At 51.8% G+C, this 19,183-nt stretch carries 18 protein-coding genes; 17 read left to right on the top strand and 1 reads right to left on the bottom strand.

Annotated elements, in window-relative coordinates; translation table 11 throughout:
• Positions 1–45 precede the first annotated feature (45 nt).
• From EDM59_RS27070 to spoIIR, 8 genes are all read left to right on the top strand, one after another.
• Positions 46–1,311 carry a radical SAM family protein gene (locus EDM59_RS27070; RefSeq protein WP_122926485.1) on the top strand — a complete coding sequence of 422 codons (1,266 nt, stop codon included), beginning with the start codon at positions 46–48 and terminating at the stop codon, positions 1,309–1,311.
• A gap of 104 nt (positions 1,312–1,415) precedes the next feature.
• Positions 1,416–1,616, top strand: a complete 201-nt coding sequence (gene rpmE / locus EDM59_RS27065; RefSeq protein ID WP_055745712.1) for a 50S ribosomal protein L31 — start codon at positions 1,416–1,418, stop codon at positions 1,614–1,616.
• Positions 1,617–1,723: 107 nt separating this feature from the next.
• Positions 1,724–3,181 carry a cryptochrome/photolyase family protein gene (locus EDM59_RS27060; protein ID WP_122926484.1) on the top strand — a complete coding sequence of 486 codons (1,458 nt, stop codon included), beginning with the start codon at positions 1,724–1,726 and terminating at the stop codon, positions 3,179–3,181.
• 28 nt (positions 3,182–3,209) lie between these two features.
• Positions 3,210–3,782 (top strand): thymidine kinase, encoded by a 573-nt coding sequence (locus tag EDM59_RS27055; RefSeq protein ID WP_092268296.1) that lies wholly within the window; start codon positions 3,210–3,212, stop codon positions 3,780–3,782.
• 81 nt (positions 3,783–3,863) lie between these two features.
• The gene (locus EDM59_RS27050; RefSeq protein WP_122926483.1) at positions 3,864–4,361 is read left to right on the top strand and encodes a sporulation protein; all 498 of its coding nucleotides are present in this window, start codon (positions 3,864–3,866) and stop codon (positions 4,359–4,361) included.
• Between the two features lie 163 nt (positions 4,362–4,524).
• Positions 4,525–5,601: a peptide chain release factor 1 gene (gene prfA, locus EDM59_RS27045; protein ID WP_122926482.1), complete on the top strand. Its 1,077-nt coding sequence runs from the start codon at positions 4,525–4,527 to the stop codon at positions 5,599–5,601.
• Complete coding sequence (prmC, locus tag EDM59_RS27040; protein ID WP_122926481.1) at positions 5,585–6,481, top strand: peptide chain release factor N(5)-glutamine methyltransferase; 897 nt, start codon at positions 5,585–5,587, stop codon at positions 6,479–6,481. The genes prfA and prmC overlap by 17 nt, the downstream gene beginning before the upstream one ends.
• A gap of 140 nt (positions 6,482–6,621) precedes the next feature.
• The gene (gene spoIIR / locus EDM59_RS27035) at positions 6,622–7,467 is read left to right on the top strand and encodes a stage II sporulation protein R (protein WP_122926480.1); all 846 of its coding nucleotides are present in this window, start codon (positions 6,622–6,624) and stop codon (positions 7,465–7,467) included.
• Positions 7,468–7,536: 69 nt separating this feature from the next.
• Here the strand turns inward: spoIIR and EDM59_RS27030 are convergent, their stop codons facing one another.
• Positions 7,537–8,310 (bottom strand): DUF3298 and DUF4163 domain-containing protein, encoded by a 774-nt coding sequence (locus EDM59_RS27030; RefSeq protein WP_122926479.1) that lies wholly within the window; start codon positions 8,308–8,310, stop codon positions 7,537–7,539.
• Positions 8,311–8,539: 229 nt separating this feature from the next.
• Between EDM59_RS27030 and EDM59_RS27025 the strand changes: the two genes are divergently transcribed.
• From EDM59_RS27025 to EDM59_RS26980, 9 genes are all read left to right on the top strand, one after another.
• On the top strand, positions 8,540–9,631 hold the full coding sequence (locus EDM59_RS27025; RefSeq protein WP_122926478.1) for an L-threonylcarbamoyladenylate synthase: 1,092 nt from the start codon (positions 8,540–8,542) through the stop codon (positions 9,629–9,631).
• A 62-nt stretch (positions 9,632–9,693) separates the two neighbouring features.
• Positions 9,694–10,254, top strand: coding sequence for a manganese efflux pump MntP (locus EDM59_RS27020; RefSeq protein ID WP_122926477.1), 561 nt, complete (start codon positions 9,694–9,696; stop codon positions 10,252–10,254).
• Positions 10,255–10,286: 32 nt separating this feature from the next.
• Entirely contained in the window at positions 10,287–10,751 is a 465-nt protein-coding gene (locus tag EDM59_RS27015) for a low molecular weight protein arginine phosphatase (RefSeq protein ID WP_122926476.1), read from the top strand.
• A gap of 144 nt (positions 10,752–10,895) precedes the next feature.
• Positions 10,896–11,351, top strand: coding sequence for a ribose 5-phosphate isomerase B (rpiB, locus tag EDM59_RS27010; protein WP_122926475.1), 456 nt, complete (start codon positions 10,896–10,898; stop codon positions 11,349–11,351).
• Positions 11,352–11,921: a TIGR01440 family protein gene (locus tag EDM59_RS27005; protein ID WP_122926474.1), complete on the top strand. Its 570-nt coding sequence runs from the start codon at positions 11,352–11,354 to the stop codon at positions 11,919–11,921.
• 45 nt (positions 11,922–11,966) lie between these two features.
• Positions 11,967–13,217, top strand: a complete 1,251-nt coding sequence (locus EDM59_RS27000; RefSeq protein WP_092268285.1) for a serine hydroxymethyltransferase — start codon at positions 11,967–11,969, stop codon at positions 13,215–13,217.
• A gap of 717 nt (positions 13,218–13,934) precedes the next feature.
• A complete protein-coding gene (upp, locus tag EDM59_RS26990) occupies positions 13,935–14,564 on the top strand; it encodes a uracil phosphoribosyltransferase (protein WP_092268284.1) in 630 nt (209 codons plus the stop codon).
• A 16-nt stretch (positions 14,565–14,580) separates the two neighbouring features.
• Positions 14,581–15,729, top strand: a complete 1,149-nt coding sequence (gene wecB, locus EDM59_RS26985) for a non-hydrolyzing UDP-N-acetylglucosamine 2-epimerase (protein WP_122926472.1) — start codon at positions 14,581–14,583, stop codon at positions 15,727–15,729.
• 236 nt (positions 15,730–15,965) lie between these two features.
• Complete coding sequence (locus EDM59_RS26980; protein WP_122926471.1) at positions 15,966–19,124, top strand: phosphodiester glycosidase family protein; 3,159 nt, start codon at positions 15,966–15,968, stop codon at positions 19,122–19,124.
• Positions 19,125–19,183 lie beyond the last annotated feature (59 nt).

The raw sequence follows: 19,183 nt of genomic DNA, 5'->3' as shown, positions 1-19,183 counted from the left end.
CTATGCGTTACAATGGGCAAAGCAAAGAAGCGAGGCGATTTTCCCATGTATTTAGTGTACGCAGATGAAAAAGGTAATGTCTACGACCACCCGGGATTGCTTTCGGTGGCACGTAACGGTGATATATTGACAGAAATCCTGGAGGAAGAGCTGATTCCACTGCCAGAAGGCGCGACCTTGGTCAGCCTGCCAGATACCGTTCCGATCGGGATGGATCCAAATACGGGTGAAATGGTGAAGCTGGACGGTTGCACGGCGGTGGGAGCACTTGTTCCTCAAGGAATTACACGGCTGCTGCTCCCCGGGTATGTGAAATCAAACAAGGACAGCAAGCTGCCACTCTTCGGCTATTCCGCGGTTGTGTGGAAAGACGGCAGCTTCTGGGTAGCGGGCAGATCGAGTGATGACATCTATAAATGGGATCCGCTCAACTTCCCGATGGACGAGCTGCGCCAGCGCGTAGAAAAAACGCTGGAGCAGTTTCCGCAAAACCGGATCTTGAACCATCTGTCCCACTGTGCGTTGGAGTACGAATGCTTGACGGCTTCCAACAACTTCTTCCATCGTTGGGAAGGCAGCTTGCCCGTCTCTTATACCTGTAATGCCGGCTGCTACGGCTGTATTTCCGAGCAGCCCGAAGACAGCGGATTTCCGTCCCCTCAGACGCGGATGAACTTCAAGCCGACAGAGGACGAGCTAGTAGAGGTCATGCTCCATCACTTGCAAACGCCGGAGAGCATCATCAGCTTTGGACAAGGCTGTGAAGGGGAGCCGTCCACGATGGCTTCCATCATCGTTCCCGCGATGCGCCGTGTGCGGGAGCAAACAGACATGGGCTACATCAACATCAACACCAACGCAGGGCTGACCGACCACATCAAAGGAATTGTGGACGCAGGTCTTGACCTTATGCGTGTCAGCATCATCAGTGCGATTGACGAGCATTACAACGCTTACTATCGCCCGCGCAACTACACGCTGGAGAATGTCGCGCGTTCCGCAGAATATGCGGCTTCCAAGGGTGTCTATACGTCCATCAATTATCTGTGCTTCCCAGGTGTGTTCGACCGCGAAGAAGAGATGGAAGCAATGATTAACTTCATCCGTCGAACCGGAATCAAATTGATTCAGATGCGCAATCTAAACATTGATCCTGAGAGCTATTTGGCCATGATTCCGAAGGCGCAGGGAGAAGTGTTTGGCATGAAGCAAGCCATCGAGATTTATCAGGAAGAGCTGCCAGACGTAGTAATCGGGTCTTTTACTCACATCCCACCGGAGCAATTGCGTCGCAGGAAAAACATGGCCTAGGCGGGCAACCTGTTGCATTTGCGACGTTGGCATGCTACTATTTTTACTGTGTTTATATAACTCTGTTTCGGCAAACGATTCAGGGCGGAAAGAGGTGCATTTAGATGAAACAAGGTATTCATCCACAGTACAACACTGTGAAAGTAACATGTGCATGCGGTAACGAATTTGAATCCGGTTCTGTGAAGCAAGCGCTGAAAGTGGAGATCTGCTCCAACTGCCATCCTTTCTTCACCGGTAAACAAAAATTCGTGGATGCTGGCGGCCGTGTAGACCGTTTCAAACGCAAATACAATCTTTCCTAATTGGAAAGGATTGGAGCAACCAGGTAGAGCAATCTGCCTGGTTTTGTTTTTTCTTAGGAATATTTCGAATAGAGCATAGACAGCGAAACAAAGCAGGAGGTCATTGGATGACAGCCATCGTCTGGTTCCGGCGTGATTTGCGCCTGCATGATCACGCGGCGCTACATAAAGCAGTGCAAACGGGCGAGGACATCGTGCCCGTATGTATTCTCGAGGATCGCTTTTGCCGCTCGGAGACGGTGGGAGATCGGCGACTGCATGCCTTTTTGTCGGCAGTGGGTGCTCTGGAAACAAATTTGGAGCACGCGGGCAGCCGGTTGATTATTCGTCATGGGGAGTCTTTGCAGGTGCTCGAACAGCTGATACAGGAGACCGGGGCGGACAAGCTGTTTTACAACCGGGACTACTCTCCTTTTGCACGAAGCCGGGATGAGCAGGTGGAGATGGCCTTCTGTTCAAAAGGAGTATTTGTTCAGGGGTGCAAAGATCTGGTGTTGCACGAACCAGGGGAAATTATGAACAAGCAGGGAAAGGAGTATGCCGTCTTTACGCCGTTTCGGAGAGTGTGGCAGACGCTTCCGAAAGACCGCCCCTTCCCGATTGCTGAAAAGTTTCCGACCTGGGACGGAATCACAGACTTATTGAGTGAGAAGGCTCCTGTTGTAGAGCAATTCGGTCGAGAGAAACCGCTCGGGGAGCAATGGAAGCCTTCGCTTTTTGGGGAAGAAGCAGCAAGGCAACGGCTGAAGCAATTTATCGAGGAAGACCTGTACCGCTATAAGGAAAAAAGGGACTTTCCAGGCGTAGAGGGCACGTCCCGGCTCTCCTTTGCCTTGCAAGCAGGGACGCTCTCGATTCGGACGGTGTACCATGCGGCGGCGGAGGCTCTGCTGGAAGCGCGTGGAGATGAGGTAGCTTCTATCGAGTCTTTTCTGACCGAGCTGATTTGGCGCGAATTTTATCAGCAGGTACTTTTCTTTCACCCACACACCGTGGAACATGCTTATTTGCCGCAGTTCGAGGAGGTAGCGTGGGAAAATAAAGAGCAGCTGTTTTCCCTGTGGTGCCATGCGCAGACTGGATACCCGATCGTTGACGCAGCTATGCGACAGCTGAATGAGACGGGGTGGATGCACAATCGGCTGCGGATGATTACGGCCTCTTTTTTGACAAAGGACTTGCTGGTTGATTGGCGAGCGGGGATGGCGTATTTTGCCAAGCAGCTAATCGATTGCGATGACGCGGCAAATATCGGCGGTTGGCAATGGAGCGCCTCTACCGGGACAGATCCACAGCCGTATTTCCGCATTTTCAACCCAGTTTCGCAAGGGGAGAAATTTGATCCGGATGGAGCCTTCGTAAAAAAATATCTTCCCGTGCTGCAGCATGTACCTCTACAATATATCCATAAACCGTGGGAAATGCCGCTGCATTTACAGGAGCAAACAGGATGCGTCATCGGTCTGGACTATCCGCCACCGTGCGTGGACCATGCGCAAAGAAGGAAGCTCGCCCTGTCCTTGTTTCAAGAGGCAAGGGACCGGCATCTGACAAAGACGGAGTAATGACTTCTTGATAAAGGGAGATAGAATCGTGGCACAACTTTACTTTCGTTACGGAGCAATGAATGCTTCCAAATCGATTCAGCTTTTGACTGTCGCTCACAATTACGAGCAATCCGGGAAAAAAGTGATGGTGTTTACTCCAGCGGTAGACGATCGCTTTGGCGTCGGAAAAGTGGCGTCTCGAGTAGGGATTAGTCGGGAAGCTTACCCGATTACGGATGAAACCGACCTGTATGAAATTGTGGCGGCAGAGGAGCTGAAGCCCCACTGTGTGCTGGTCGATGAAGCACAATTTATCGGTAAGCACCATGTCGATCAGCTCGTTGCGATTGTGGACAAGCTGGGCATTCCTGTGATTGTCTACGGCTTGCTGAAAAACTTTAAAAACGAACTGTTCCCAGGAAGTGCTGCATTGCTCTGTGAGGCAGACAAGGTGGAAGAAATCAAGACCGTCTGTGTCTACTGCAATAAAAAGGCAACGCACATCCTCAAATTTAAAAATGGAAAACCGGTGTATGCCGGAGAGACGATTGAGATCGCTGGCAATGATACGTACAGCAGTGTTTGCCGTCGTCACTACTACCACCCGCCGGGATTTTAAGTGAACGCCACCTCTCTTTTGGTCGTGCATGAGCACTCGATACGATGCGCAGACTAAGGCAAAACAGGAGGTGGCTTTTTCATGCGATGCTTGCCTTTTTGGAAAAGCTCGATGGCGGTGCTCTGCGTGGCGGCTCTCGCCTCTGTGCTGACTGTCGGATGCAACCGGACGATGACGCAGGAGAAGGGCTATGGAACGCAAAATCTCGATCGTCAACACAATACGACCATAAAAGGGGAACAAAGCGGTGATGTTCTCCATCGGGCGGCTACTCCTACGGAAGACCGTGATGGATTGATGGGGAGAAACCAAAATCCGAACCTGATCATTGGACATAATCAGACGCGAGGCTATCAGGTTGATCTGAACAATATGGAGACGATGGCGAAGTCCATTCCTGGCGTGGAAAATGCGCGTATCACACTAAACGGCGGAAACGCATATGTTACTCTTGATCTCGTGCACAACGTGACGGCAAGTCAAGCTCGAAACATTGAGAAGCAGGTCATCGATGCACTGAAGCAGAAAATTCCCCGCTATGATTTCCACGTCACCTCAAATGAAGGTTTTCATCGCTGACATAGCGAGACGAAATGAAAGGCTCGGCATTGCCGGGCCTGTTTTTGCACGACTGGAAGCCTTTTTCCAGTAAAATAATGCGCTTTGACTTATTTCCGGTTTCCTCCTATAATTTATCTGTTATGATTGATCTTCGTATTTTTTACGATTGGGGTGAAGTACAGTGTTTACACGCTTATCTGCAGTTGAAGAGCGTTTTGAAGAAGTGACCAATCTCCTTTGTGACCCCGACGTCATTAGTGACACAAAACGCTTGCGTGAATTGTCCAAGGAGCAGTCTTCCCTGGAAGAAACCGTGACGGCTTACCGTGAATATAAATCAGTTGTATCCCAGATGGAAGATGCCAAGGCCATGTTGGAGGAAAAACTGGACGATGAAATGCGCGAAATGGTCAAGCTCGAAATCAGTGAGCTGGCTTCGCGTAAAGAAAAGCTGGAAGAGCGCTTGAAAATCCTGCTCTTGCCGAAGGATCCAAACGATGAGAAAAACGTGATCGTGGAGGTTCGAGGTGCTGCAGGTGGCGACGAGGCTGCATTGTTTGCTGCGGTTCTTTTCCGTATGTACACACGCTTTGCAGAGCGCAACGGCTTCAAGATCGAGGTCCTGGAAGCTAGCCCTACTGACATCGGCGGGTACAAAGAAATCGTGTTTTCGCTCAGTGGTCGCGGAGCTTACAGCAAAATGAAGTTTGAAAGCGGAGCGCATCGCGTGCAGCGCATCCCGGCAACCGAGTCCGGCGGTCGTATCCATACCTCGACAGCTACGGTTCTCGTTCTGCCTGAAGCAGAGGAAGTCGAAGTAGAAGTCCACGACAAGGATATCCGCATCGATACCTTCTGTTCCAGTGGAGCGGGTGGACAGAGCGTTAATACCACCAAGTCTGCCGTTCGTGTGACGCACCTTCCTACAGGAATCATGGTTTCCTGTCAGGATGAGAAGTCGCAGCACTCCAACAAGGATAAAGCACTGCGCGTATTGCGAGCTCGTCTGTACGATTTTTATATGCAGCAGCAAAACGCTGAAGTAGATGCCAACCGCAAGAGCCTGGTGGGTACTGGTGACCGAAGCGAGCGTATCCGTACGTACAATTATCCACAAAGCCGCGTAACCGACCACCGTATCGGCCTGACGTTGCATCGATTGGAATCGGTTCTCGAAGGCGAGTTGGATGAAGTGATCGACAACCTGATCATGCACGAACAGACGGAGCTGTTGAAAAGTCATGCAAACACAGCTTGATTGGTCTACTGTCACGACGATTCGAGAAGCCCTGACACGGGCTTCTTCCTTTTTGCGGGAGCATGGGGCAAATGATCCGGTGTTTGAGGCAGAGCTGCTGATTCGCCATTGCTTGGACTGGGACCGTACCCGTTTCCTGATCGCGATGATGGATCCGATTCCTCCAGAGGCGATAGAGAAACTGGATGAGCTGCTCTTGCGGCGTGCCCAGCATGAGCCTTTGCAGTATATGTTTGGCTCACAGGAGTTTTTTGGCCGGCTGTTTCATGTGCGCCCTGGTGTGCTGATCCCACGGCCGGAAACGGAAATTTTGGTTGAGCAGGTGCTCCTGCATGCGGCCAAGCTGTGGCAGGGGGACGAGGCTGACGTTTTGACTGTAGCAGATATCGGCACAGGCAGTGGTGCCATTTGCATTACACTTGCCTGCGAGCGGCCTAGCTGGAAAGTCACGACCGTGGATTTGTCTTTGGACGCAACTGTGATTGCCAAGGAAAATGCGGAGCGTCTCGGAGCTGCCGTTCGCTTTTTGCAAGGGGATCTGGTGCAGCCGTTGCTTACTGCTGGTGAGCAGGTAGATATCCTCGTATCCAATCCGCCGTATATTCCAAGTGCAGATGTGGATGAGCTGGATGCGGAAGTACTCGAGCACGAGCCACGCTTGGCTTTGGATGGTGGAACAGATGGCCTGGACTGCTATCGACGTTTGTGCGAGGCACTGCCAGCTCTTTTAAAGAAAAAAGCACTGGTTGCCTATGAGGTGGGTATTCATCAGGCACGTGATGTTGAGGATCTGATGAAGGCATCCGGCGTTATTGATGAAGTGCATGTTGTACCTGATTTGGCGGGCATAGAACGGGTAGTCATCGGCGTCAGACGATAGCGACTCGTTTGCTCGCCTTTTTCTTTCCGATTCGTTCAGAATATTTTCGATCTGCCGTTTGAATTCAGAACCTTCTGCCCATACTGATGCTATAGAGAAAAAGAGCGTGACTAGCACAGTACAAGAGGGAGCTGTTCGATATGAAACGGACACTATGGATGGCGTTTTGTGTACTCATGTTAATGATGAGCTGGGAGGGACAGCTTACTTCGGCCAATGTTGTGGATAACGGGCCGATCCCTCAAGAATCCATTCGCTTGCGGATTATTGCCAACAGCGATTCCTTTCAAGACCAGTGGTTAAAGCGGGAAGTGCGTGATGCGCTGATCGCTCAAATGGATACATGGGCAACGGATATCAAGGATTTCAAAGATGCAGAGAAAGTCGTAAGAGCAAATCTGCCTGTGATGCAGCAAGTGGTCGACCAAACGATTCGTGATCGCGGTTTTAGCTATAAAGCTGTCGTTGATTTTGGACAAGTCCCATTTCCTACAAAGCTGTATGGTTCCTATGTGTACCCGGCAGGTGATTATGAGGCGCTGCGCGTACAAATCGGCGAGGCGAAAGGGCAAAACTGGTGGTGTGTCCTGTTCCCGCCGCTCTGCTTTATCGATATGTCCAACGGGGATGGTGTACAAGCAGCTCCAGCGGATACAGAGCAGGAGCCTGTTGCGGATGAGACAGATGCGGCACTTGAAACGCAAGCGAGTGAAGCTGCTGCACCAGTAGATGCGGCTACAGGCCGAGCACGGGATGAATGGCAGGAATGGCGCCAGCTGCGTTTGGAGGATGTGTATGGAGATCGCCAAGCTGACCGCGAGCCTGAACGTGGTCCAGAGAGTCAAGTCGTATCTGCCAGCACAGATGAATCCGTGGCAGGCAGCGAAGAAGCGCAGACAGAGACAGAACAGCCAGCTGCAGCTCCTGCACCTGAAATCGAGGTAAGATTCTTTCTGTGGGATCGACTGGAGAAGCTGTTCTCCTAAACAAAGAAAAAACGACACCTGGCAGTGGGCGCAGGTGTCGTTTCTCTCGTTTGATGATGGGAGTAGGCGCTATTGCAGCAAGGCTTTCACATCGGATCGAAGCAAATTCAGGTAGCTGTGCGGTGGGATCGCGAAAGCAGGCATTCCCGCTGCATAGGCGGCAATTTCGTATTGAGTGAAATGAATGACCAGATTGCCGTTCTCGAAAGAATAGGGCTGGTTGTCAGCAACGGTTTCGAAGTTGTAGATCTCGGCTTTTTCAGGATCCGCCTGAATTTGTTGTTTGATCAGATTGTTCAGGACATAGCGGTAATTGATGCCTGGCTGGAACAGGTCAGCCAGCTGCAGGTTCTGAGCTTTGTCCAGGTTGGCGATATTGTAGTAGGTAACATCGGTCATGCCGTGTGCGCCACCTGTGTACAGATACGTTTGCACAGAGAATGCGACGAGCTTGCCCACAGAGTGTACCTTGTAGGAAATATCCACAGCATGCGGACGCATCGGATAGCCGTATTTCTTGGCGTCAATTGCGTCTTGCTTGCTCATGATTTGTCGTTCCTTCAACGCATCCTGAGCTTGTTTGAGCAAATCAGCATTCAGCTTTGCTTCATACGCTTTATCGTTCAGCCCGCTGATGACAGGGATCGTGATGTTGGCTTCGTACTCGGCTGTCTTTTGTTGAATGGTTTTGGAGGTAATCACGACTCCTTTTACTTGCGGGGAGCTTACCGGTGCAGCAGGCTTGACGGGCACTGGAGCAGCAGCCATTGCTGGTGAAACGACAGCGCTGAGCAGGACAGCTGAACCGAGCAGGCTTGCTGCCATGGATTTGAATGATTTCATGAGAATGTCACGATCCTTTCAAGAAGGGGCGTTTTGGAATGGTGTTGATACTCTTATCCTACTACATTCCTGAACAACACTCGGTTAAAAATCGGTAACAATGTTTTTTCCACTGTGCTGATTAAAGTTATCAACAAGTTACCCACAGGCTGTTGAAAACTTTAATCAGCACATCTATACTTAAGGCACTCATGAATACGAAACGTGCTAGAGAAAGGATATTTTTATCATGGAGCAAAAGGTAGTCACCAAAGTGTGGACTGTGGATAATATTGTGGAAAATGCTGTGGAGAAAATACAGAGTTGTACACAGATTGTGGATGCAGCACGTTTGCTGCGGGATCGTGCGGTCGTCGCGTTTCCGACTGAAACCGTTTATGGCCTGGGAGCCAATGCATTGTCCAACGAAGCTGTGGAGAAAATATTTGCAGCCAAAGGAAGGCCCAGCGATAATCCACTGATTGTGCATATCGCAAAAAAGGAGCAGTTGTCCACTGTGGCGGCGGATATACCGGAGAAGGCGGAGCATTTGATGGATGCTTTCTGGCCCGGTCCGTTGACCATTATTTTGCCGCGGACAGATGAGGTCGCCTCGCTCGTGACGGCTGGTCTTGATTCCGTCGGGGTACGGATGCCGGATCATCCCATCGCACTGGCTTTGATTGCGGAAGCAGGGGTTCCCATCGCTGCACCGAGTGCCAATCGATCCGGGCGTCCGAGTCCCACGACAGCGGCCCATGTTCTTGCTGATTTGGATGGCCGTGTAGCTGGTATCGTGGACGGGGGAGCGACGGGAGTGGGATTGGAGTCCACAGTGATAGATGTAACGGTGGAGCCTCCAGTGATTCTTCGTCCGGGAGGCATTACCCGTGAAGAGCTGGAAGCCGTGATTGGACCTGTCGCACTGGACCCGTCTTTTCAGGCAGGAGCTACGGAGACTCCGCGTGCGCCTGGCATGAAATATACACACTACGCACCGGAAGGCGAAATGTGGCTGGTGGCAGGAGAGGCAGAACGCGTGCGGGACAAGATGGCCGCTATGCTGCGAGAAGCGAAGCAGCATGGGCGAAAAACAGGTGTGCTGGCAACGGAGGAGACTTTTGAGGCGTGGCGTGCACATCCTGACGCTGATGTCGTGCTGTCCGTTGGATCGCGTTCTGACTTGGGAGAGGTTGCCCATCAGCTGTATGCCGTCCTGCGCGATTTTGATGCCCACCAAGCACAGTACATTGTAGGCGAAACATTTTCCCGAGAGGGCCTCGGCATGGCTGTCATGAATCGGCTGGAAAAGGCAGCTGGCGGTCGAATCGAGCAGGCGTAAAATGCCTTGTCTAAACTCCTTCTTGTCCGCATAGGTTGAAGAGACGAGGAGGGGGAGGCCAGTTGGACCAGGTCTTGTTTCAGTGGGGGCAATTTCTGACCTTGCTCATGATCGCATTTGCCTTGAGTATGGACGCATTTTCGTTGGGAATCGGCGTAGGAATGGTAGGGATTCGGCTTCGGGAGATTATAAAAGTCAGTATCACCATAGGGCTTTTTCATATAGGTATGCCGGTTGTAGGGATTTTCGTTGGGGCGTATTTGTCTGATTTGGTTGGGGATATCGCCGTTTTTATGGGAGGCGGTGTCCTGATGGTGATTGGCTTGCATATGTTATGGAACGGATTTGTGAATGGCGATCAAAAAAGCGTGCTGCGGACCAAAGGGTTTGGCTTGATCCTTTTCGCCTTCAGTGTGAGTCTGGATGCCCTCACAGTCGGCTTCTCTTTCGGATTGATCGAAGTGAACAGGCTGCTCGCTATCACGCTTTTTGGCATCATGGGCGGTGCGATGTCCTACTTCGGATTACTTCTCGGCAGAAGCGTAGGAGGATGGTTGGGGGATTACAGCGAATTAGTAGGTGGACTTATTTTGTTCTGTTTTGGGTTAAAATTTATGTTATAGCAGGATGGCGCAGGCAGAAGGAGGCGAGATACGTGAAACGGATATTGTTTGTCTGCACAGGCAATACCTGCCGAAGTCCCATGGCAGAAGCGATTTTCCGAGCCAAAACGACTGGGCAGGATTTTGAGGTGCGCTCAGCAGGGGTGGCAGCCTATGACGGGCAAGCGGCCTCTCCTCACGCCAGTAAAGTACTGGAAGAGCGTGGGATTGAGCACAACCATTCCTCAAGCAGACTGGATGAAGGACTGATCGAGTGGTCCGATCTGATCTTGACGATGACAGCCAATCACAAGCAGGCGATTTTGATGTACTATCCTGCTGCAGCAAACAAGGTACACACCTTGCGTGAATTTGTAGGAGTAGAAGGCTTTGGCGATATTGCAGACCCGTTTGGTGGGTCCATTGAGGATTATCGCAGAAGTGCAGAGGAAATCGAGGAGGCGCTGGACAGGCTATCGGTAAGATTGCTTCAAGAGCGTTTTCGTGAATCGCGCTAAGAATGAGGTGCTGGCCCCTTGTCAGTACCTTGTTTCGCGTTAGAGTACGAACATTTTCTCTAACATGGATTGAAATGTTCACTTTTTACTTGTGGAATTATGATGTATAATGAACGAGATCAAGTACAAGCGAGGGATGACAAGATGAAAGTAGCAATTGCTGCTGATCATGGTGGATACAAGCTCAAAGAGGAGATCAAGACGCTGCTTGCATCCTTGAATGTGGAGACCGAAGACTTCGGAGTCTCCTGCGCCGACTCGGTAGACTATCCTGATTATGCGCTTCCTGTAGCGGAAAAAGTAGCGGCAGGCGAGTTCGACCGTGGCATTTTGGTGTGCGGTACAGGCATTGGCATGTCGATTGCTGCGAACAAAGTGCCGGGGATTCGCTGCGCGCTGGTGCACGATACCTTCTCGGCTCGGGCTACTCGTGAGCACAACAACACGAATGTCCTTGCCATGGGTGAACGTGTCATCGGTCCTGGATTGGCACTCGATATCGTGAAGATCTGGTTGGATACGGACTTCCAGGGTGGACGTCACGAGCGACGTGTGGAGAAAATCTCGGAGATCGAAGCGAAACACACGGGAGTGAAGTAAGTGGATCTGGTCGCCATTGAAAAACAGGTCAGTGAGGTTGTAAAGGAAGTTGTCCATCTGTCTGAGCTGAAGCCAGGACAGCTGCTCGTCATCGGTTGCAGTACCAGTGAAGTGCTGGGCAAGCATATCGGCAAGGCGGGAAGCAAGGAAGTGGCAGCTGCGCTTTATCGCGGTATTCGTGCTGTACAAGACCTGAGCGGGTTTGCCGTGGCTTTTCAATGTTGTGAACATTTGAACAGGGCGTTGGTCGTGGAGCGCGAAGTAGTGGAGCGATTCGGATGGGATGAGGTATCGGTCGTCCCCGTTCCTACTGCAGGCGGTTCCATGGCAGCCCATGCTTACACCCAGATGAAGGATGCTGCCGTCGTCGAGCATATTTCGGCACACGCCGGGATCGATATCGGCGATACGCTTATTGGCATGCATTTGAAGCATGTAGCGGTTCCGGTGCGACCAACAATTCGCGTCATCGGGGAAGCACATGTTACGGCAGCGCGGACTCGTCCGAAGCTGATCGGCGGCGCCCGTGCCGTGTATGAAAAAGCACCAACTACGGAGAGCTGTACCTAAAAAGAACGTGAGACAAGCTCATGTTCAAGGAGGAGAGAATATATCATGCTAGATCATTTGCGCCAGCAAGACCCACAAGTATTGGAAGCCATCCAGTTGGAACTGGGAAGACAACGCGACAAGATTGAGCTGATCGCATCCGAGAACTTCGTTAGCCGTGCTGTAATGGAAGCAATGGGAACCGTTCTGACAAACAAATACGCAGAAGGATATCCAGGCCGTCGCTACTACGGTGGCTGCGAATACGTGGATATCGCTGAAAATATTGCTCGCGATCGTGTGAAAGAACTGTTTGGGGCAGAACATGCCAACGTTCAACCTCACTCCGGCGCTCAAGCAAACATGGCTGTATACTTCACCATCCTGAAGCCAGGCGATACTGTACTCGGTATGAACCTGTCCCACGGTGGTCACTTGACGCATGGCAGCCCTGTAAACTTCTCCGGTACGCTCTACAACTTCGTAGAATACGGAGTAGATCAAGAATCCCACACGATCAATTACGAAGACGTTCGTGCGAAAGCTCTCGAGCACAAGCCAAAATTGATCGTAGCGGGCGCGAGTGCATACCCACGTACAATCGACTTCGCTAAGTTCCGTGAAATCGCGGATGAAGTGGGCGCATACTTCATGGTAGACATGGCTCACATCGCAGGTCTGGTAGCTGCAGGTCTGCATCCAAACCCAGTGCCATACGCTCATTTCGTAACTTCTACTACTCACAAAACCTTGCGCGGTCCTCGCGGTGGTCTGATTCTTTGCAAAGAAGAGTTTGCAAAAGCAATCGACAAATCCGTGTTCCCGGGCGTACAAGGCGGACCTTTGATGCACGTAATCGCAGCAAAAGCAGTTGCTTTTGGTGAAGCTCTGCAAGCAGACTTCAAAGACTACGCAGCTCGCATCGTAAGCAACGCAAAAGCATTTGCAGAAGCTTTGACTGCAGAAGGGTTGACGCTGGTATCCGGCGGTACCGATAACCACTTGGTTCTGGTGGATGTAAGCAAGATCGGCTTGACTGGTAAAGTGGCTGAGCATCTGTTGGATGAAGTCAGCATCACAACCAACAAAAACACGATCCCTTACGATTCCGAGAGCCCATTTGTAACAAGCGGCGTTCGTATGGGTACACCAGCGGTTACCAGCCGTGGCTTTGATGAAGAAGCAATGAAAGAAGTAGCAGCGATCATCGCGCTCACTTTGAAAAATCCAGAAGACGCAGCGAAACACGAAGAAGCTCGCCAGCGCGTAGCTGCTCTGTGCCAACGCTACCCAATGTACGAAGGCTTGGAAATCTAAGCTTCACGATATGGTGAGAAAGCAGACTCCGACGGGGGTCTGCTTTTTTCGTGGGAGAAGAACATTTCCAAGCTGCGCTCAATGCTACGCCCTGCTGGGAGAAGAACATTTCCAAGCTGCGCTCAATGCTACGCCCTGCTGGGGGAAGAACATTTCCAAGCTGCGCTCAATGCTACGCCCTGCTGGGGGAGAAACTGCCCGCTCCGCATCCACTGGCGGGGAAACGCAAAAGTGGTAGCCGCTGCGCCGCGTTTGCAGGTTGCGTTTCTGTTGCCCGCCAGTGGCTGCTCCGCTCGGTTGGGCTCCACAACTCGCTCCGCTTGGAAATGTTCTTCTTGTCGGGGGAGAAAATGCTTTGAGGGATTACTCATGAAGAGAAGGTAGTTTACTGGTTTTCTTGCTACGCTTCGTAGTCATACCAGCAAAAACGCCAAGAAGCCGGTCTCCAGGCGGAGCGACTGTCGGAGTCCGACCGAGCGGAGCGATGAGGCGCAGGCAAAAGGAGCGTAACCGTGAATATTCGGCGTAGCGGCTACCACTTTTACGCGCCCCTGCGACTCATTGCGCAGCGGGCAGTCCTACCCTCAGCGGGACGTAGGGTGGAGCGGAGTCTGGAGATCGGCTTCTCGAAAAGAACGAAGATTGGGCAAATTGACGGCGGGACACTCCTTCGCTATGATGAGAAGGATGTATTGATAGGGAAACGGAGGAACGTTCATGAGCCGTGTATATGTGTTTGACCATCCGCTGATTCAGCATAAAGTAACTTATATCCGTGACAAGAATACGGGGACCAAGGAATTTCGCGAGTTGGTGGACGAAGTAGCGACACTGATGGGGTATGAAATTACCCGCGATATGCCGTTGGAGGAAACCACGATTGATACGCCTGTGGCTACTTGTAAATCCAATGTGATTGCAGGGAAAAAGGTGGGTCTCGTACCGATTTTGCGCGCTGGTCTCGGTATGGTTGACGGTCTGTTGAAGCTGATTCCTGCAGCCAAGGTAGGTCATGTTGGGTTGTATCGTGATCCGGAAACCTTGCAGCCCATTGAGTACTACGTCAAGCTGCCTTCTGACGTAGCTGAGCGTGAATTGATCGTGATTGATCCGATGCTGGCAACAGGCGGTTCTGCCGTTGCAGCGATTACTGCACTGAAAAAGCGCGGTGCGAAGAATATGAAGCTGATGTGCCTCATCGCTGCGCCAGAAGGTATTAAAATGGTGCAGGACGAGCATCCGGATGTAGATATTTTCGTAGCCGCGATTGATGAATATTTGAATGATCATGGATATATCGTGCCAGGCTTGGGAGATGCGGGAGACCGTCTGTACGGCACAAAGTAGCGGGAGAGGGAAACCGATGAAAACATGTAAAGTAATGACGGTATTTGGTACACGTCCGGAAGCGATCAAAATGGCTCCGCTCGTGCACGAATTGAACAAGCACAGCGAGCAGATTGAATCCGTTGTTTGCGTGACGGCGCAGCATCGCCAAATGCTGGACCAGGTGCTGGAGATTTTCGATATCAAACCGGACATTGACTTGAACATCATGAAAGACCGGCAGACACTGGTAGGAGTCACTACCCGTGCGCTGGAGAGCTTGGACACGGCGATCAAGGAAGTGAAGCCTGACATCGTGCTGGTCCATGGGGATACGACAACGACTTTTGTCGCGAGCTTGGCAGCGTTCTACAACCAGGTTGCGATTGGCCACGTCGAAGCGGGCCTGCGTACGTGGGACAAGTATTCGCCATTCCCGGAAGAGATGAACCGTCAGCTGACAGGCGTCATGGCAGACCTGCACTTCGCCCCAACCGATGGCTCCGCTGACAATCTGCGTCGGGAAAACAAAAAGGAAGAGACCATCTACATCACCGGTAATACAGCGATTGATGCGCTGAAGACAACGGTGCGTGAAGATTATACACATCCTGTGCTCGACCTGGTTTCCAATCACAAAATGGTGCTGATGACCGCTCACCGTCGCGAAAATCTGGGTGAACCGATGCGCCAGATTTTCCGTGCCGTGAGAAGAATGGTGGACGAGCATCCAGAGATCGCGGTAGTCTATCCTGTGCATCTCAACCCGGCCGTACAGGAAGTAGCCCACGAGCTTCTGGGCAGACATGAGCGCATTCATTTGATCGAGCCGCTCGATGCCTTTGATTTCCACAACTTTGCGAGACGCGCGCATTTGATTCTGACTGACTCCGGTGGGGTACAGGAGGAAGCACCTTCTCTGGGAGTTCCTGTTCTCGTGCTGCGTGATACGACTGAGCGTCCGGAAGGGATTGCAGCAGGAACACTCAAGCTAGCTGGTACCGATGAAGCGCAGGTGTATGCGATGGCAAAAGAGCTGCTGACAAACCAAGCAGCGTATGATGCGATGGCGCATGCTGCCAATCCGTACGGGGATGGGGAAGCTTCCCGTCGGATTGTAGAGGCTATTCTTCATCATTTCGGATTGCGTGAAGAGCGTCCGGAGCCGTTCCATTCTGGCCATTAATCATCTAGGTCTGCACATACTGATTTTCTTTGAAGTCCCGTCCGGTGCTGTTGGTATAGCCGGACGGGTTTTCTTTCCGCACAATTGCCGACTAACTATTTGTTATATTTTTCTAATAGAGAATCTAGCGACAAGGCGAAACTATCAACCACCATGGAGCGTCTACATTCTAGTTGGGTTTTTGTACCTGAACGATAGACATACAAAAGATCGGAAAACGGAGAGGAGTCACCAACATGAGAGCGCGGAAGGCGGTTACGCTGCTCACGGCTGCGACAGTAGCCTGGGGAGCTTTTGTTCCGTTTGTGCCGCTTGCGACCAATGTGGCACAAGCGAGAGCGGAGACCAGTTCATTGCAGATGATGTGGCAAACCCCGATTGGCGAGGGTACCACTTTACTCAAATACACAAAATCTTTTGCAGATCAATTGGTTACAGTCATGGTGACCAAAGTGGATCTGAACAATCAGTACGTGGAAGTAAAGCCGGTCTACGGCACGAAAGGCAAGCTGACGGAGAGGCAAACCGTAACGCAGATGGCGCGGGAAACGGGAGCGATCGCAGCGATCAATGCGGACTTTTTCAACATGTCCAAACGCGGTGCGCCTTTTGGAATCGTGCAGAAGGACGGCGAGCTGGTTTCCTCAATGGGGCTGATCTCTTACTGGTACAGCCTCGGATTGACGGGTGACAAGACCGCAATCATCGAAAAATTTGGATTTGGCGGAAAGGTAACCGCACCAAGTGGAGCTGCCTTCTCGATCCAAGGGGTTAACAAAGAAGAGTACAATCCCAGCGATGGCCGCAAAAGCCATCAAAACCAGCTGAATCTGTACACCCCGTCTTTTGGCAAGACAAGCCTCGGGGCCATTTCCGGCTACAAAGACGTCGTAGAAATTTTGTTCGTCGACGATGTCGCCAAAGAAGTCCGAGTCAATCAACCTGGCGTATACATACCTTACAACGGCTATGTCCTGTGGGGACATGGCGAGGCTGCGGCCTTCCTGAAACAAAACTTCCCTGTCGGTGCGAAAGCGCAGGTACAGTACCAAACAACACCGCAAGACATCAATTTGTTGGATGCGGTAGGGGGCAACGTGCTTCTGGTTAACCAGGGAAAAGCGCTTACCTCCTTCCAGGCAGATAAATCCATTACCTCGATCAATTCTCGTACAGCTGTCGGTATCTCCCAAGACGGCAAAACGCTGTACATGGTCACCATCGACGCGAGCAAAGGGGTTTATCTGGACGAGCTGGCAAAAATCATGGCAGAGCTGGGCTCCTATCGCGCTGTGAACTTTGACGGCGGCGGTTCCACGACTTTGGCTACCCGTATGTTGGGAGAGACGCAGGCGAACCTGTCCAACGTGCCAAGCGGCGGAGCCGAACGCAGAGTACCGACCGGACTGGCTGTGTATAATACCGCTCCAAAAGGCGACTTGCGCGGCTTTACGATTGATGTACCTTCCGATGTACTGATTGGACAAACGGTTTCGATGACCGCATCAAAAGGATACGACACGCACTACCAGCCATACGCGATCAATACGTCTAATGTCGCATGGGACGTAAGCGGCGGCTCGGATGTAGGGACAGTAGACGGTACACGCTTTACGCCTGCCCGTTCGGGTCAAATTACCCTGCAAGGGCGCTTGGGCAATGTGACGCAAAATAAAGAAATTCACGTCGTTTCTGGCAGCGAGGTCCAGCAGATAGTCGTTTCGCCAAATCCGGTGACGATTGCTCCTGGCCAAACCTTGACGCTCGATATCAAAATCAAGACGAAAAAGGGAGCGCTTGTTCAGGCGACTCCGCTTAGTGTGCGGACAAGTATAGACTCTTCGATCGCTACGGTGAACGACAAGCTGCAGCTGACAGCGGGAGATCTGCCAGGCAACGGCAAACTCACTGTGACCTATGACGGGGTTTCTACAACGATTCCGTTTGCGATCGGTCAATTCGAGCAGCCTTGGCTGACATTTGACAACCAAGTGGGCATGTACCACGCTGCTAACCCTGCGAGCATCAGCTCTGCTGGTTCCTTCGGTGCTGTCACCGATCCTGTGTTCCGTACGAAAAAAGCAGCGAAACTGGTCTACAACTTCTCAGGAGCGCCAGCAAGCAGCATGAGAATCGCTTACGGCGTCCTTGGTGCAAATCCGGTGACGATCCCAGGCAAGCCACTTGGATTGGGACTGTGGGTCAATGGCGACAACAGCAGACACTGGCTGCGTGCGGAAGTCATCGATGCAAACGGCAAGACCGTTTACGTGGATCTGGCCAAAGAAATCGACTGGTCGGGCTGGAAGCAAGTGAAAGGCTACTTCCCGAGCAATGCCGCCTATCCGCTGAAGTTGAAGAGCATTTACGTCGTCGACCAGGCAAACGACGGAATTACGCACGATCAAGGTACCCTGTACTTCGACGAGGCTTCTCTCCTCTTGCCGAACCAAACGGGTCAACCGAGTGATTCGGTGATCGTACCTGAGCTGCCGGGAAGCATGTCTCTCGGAGCGGAGCTCGACTTGCAGCATTCCTTTGTAAGCACAGCATCGTTCCTGGAGACCGCGAAGATCGATGTAGAGCCGATCGTTTCGCAGCCGCTTCCAGGCTACGTGCCGGCAGACTACTCCTTTACGATTCAGCCGGGTGAGCTGAAGGCTGGAGAAGAAGATCGCATCTCTACCTCTCCAATTCAGCTGACACTCGTGCCGAAAAATTGGATTGCGGGGAAAGGCGTTGGACTCCTGTATGTGAACGAGACCAACAATACGCTCGATCCGTTGCTGGGTACGAGAAATGCACAAGGCCAATGGGTCTATGAAGTCAATTCCTACGGGAAGTACGTGCCGTACTATCTCGATAATGTCGGCCCAGCGTTCACTGACATTGCCAACCACCCTGCAAAAAACGAAATCACGTACATGGCAGATCAAGGCTATGTGAAGGGCTTGACCGATACCAAATTCGGTCCGGAGGCTTCTCTGACCCGTGCGCAGTTTGTCGCTTTGCTCGCGCGCACGTTTGATTGGCAGCTGCCGTCTACACCAAAGCTAAGCTTCAAGGATAAAGTGCCTTCCTATGCACAAGGAGCTGTGCAGGTTGCAGTGTCCAAAGGCTTGGTGAAAGGATACGGAGATAACACCTTCCGTCCAGACCAGCCGGTGACGCGTGCGGAAGCAGCCGTGATTCTGGACCGTCTCGTCAATAAAAAGGGAGCCACCAAAACAGTCGGGGATAAAGGAACATGGCCGACGTGGGCAGCTTCCTCGATCAACAACATGGTCGGGCTCGGTCTGATGGATCCGGTCAGCAACAAATTCCAGCCGAACAAGGCAACGACCCGTGCAGTGTGCGTCGTGGCTCTATACCGGATTTTGCAGCAAACGAAATAAGCAGGAAATATCCAAAAAAAGGACCTAGTTTCTCCTCAGGGAGCGACAGGGTCCTTTTT

The sequence above is a fragment of the Brevibacillus nitrificans genome (assembly GCF_003710965.1).
GTDB classification, from domain to species: domain Bacteria; phylum Bacillota; class Bacilli; order Brevibacillales; family Brevibacillaceae; genus Brevibacillus; species Brevibacillus centrosporus.
The sequence above is the reverse complement of the archived record's forward strand: the minus strand, read 5'-3'. Positions and strand labels throughout refer to the sequence as shown.

Bases quoted from the DNA above. Each gene is read 5' to 3' on its own strand.
- EDM59_RS27070 (WP_122926485.1), top strand. From the start codon at position 46: ATGTATTTAGTGTACGCAGATGAAAAAGGTAATGTCTACGACCACCCG.
- rpmE (WP_055745712.1), top strand. From the start codon at position 1,416: ATGAAACAAGGTATTCATCCACAGTACAACACTGTGAAAGTAACATGT.
- EDM59_RS27060 (WP_122926484.1), top strand. From the start codon at position 1,724: ATGACAGCCATCGTCTGGTTCCGGCGTGATTTGCGCCTGCATGATCAC.
- EDM59_RS27050 (WP_122926483.1), top strand. From the start codon at position 3,864: ATGCGATGCTTGCCTTTTTGGAAAAGCTCGATGGCGGTGCTCTGCGTG.
- prmC (WP_122926481.1), top strand. From the start codon at position 5,585: ATGCAAACACAGCTTGATTGGTCTACTGTCACGACGATTCGAGAAGCC.
- spoIIR (WP_122926480.1), top strand. From the start codon at position 6,622: ATGAAACGGACACTATGGATGGCGTTTTGTGTACTCATGTTAATGATG.
- EDM59_RS27030 (WP_122926479.1), bottom strand. From the start codon at position 8,310: ATGAAATCATTCAAATCCATGGCAGCAAGCCTGCTCGGTTCAGCTGTC.
- EDM59_RS27025 (WP_122926478.1), top strand. From the start codon at position 8,540: ATGGAGCAAAAGGTAGTCACCAAAGTGTGGACTGTGGATAATATTGTG.
- rpiB (WP_122926475.1), top strand. From the start codon at position 10,896: ATGAAAGTAGCAATTGCTGCTGATCATGGTGGATACAAGCTCAAAGAG.
- EDM59_RS27000 (WP_092268285.1), top strand. From the start codon at position 11,967: ATGCTAGATCATTTGCGCCAGCAAGACCCACAAGTATTGGAAGCCATC.
- upp (WP_092268284.1), top strand. From the start codon at position 13,935: ATGAGCCGTGTATATGTGTTTGACCATCCGCTGATTCAGCATAAAGTA.
- wecB (WP_122926472.1), top strand. From the start codon at position 14,581: ATGAAAACATGTAAAGTAATGACGGTATTTGGTACACGTCCGGAAGCG.
- EDM59_RS26980 (WP_122926471.1), top strand. From the start codon at position 15,966: ATGAGAGCGCGGAAGGCGGTTACGCTGCTCACGGCTGCGACAGTAGCC.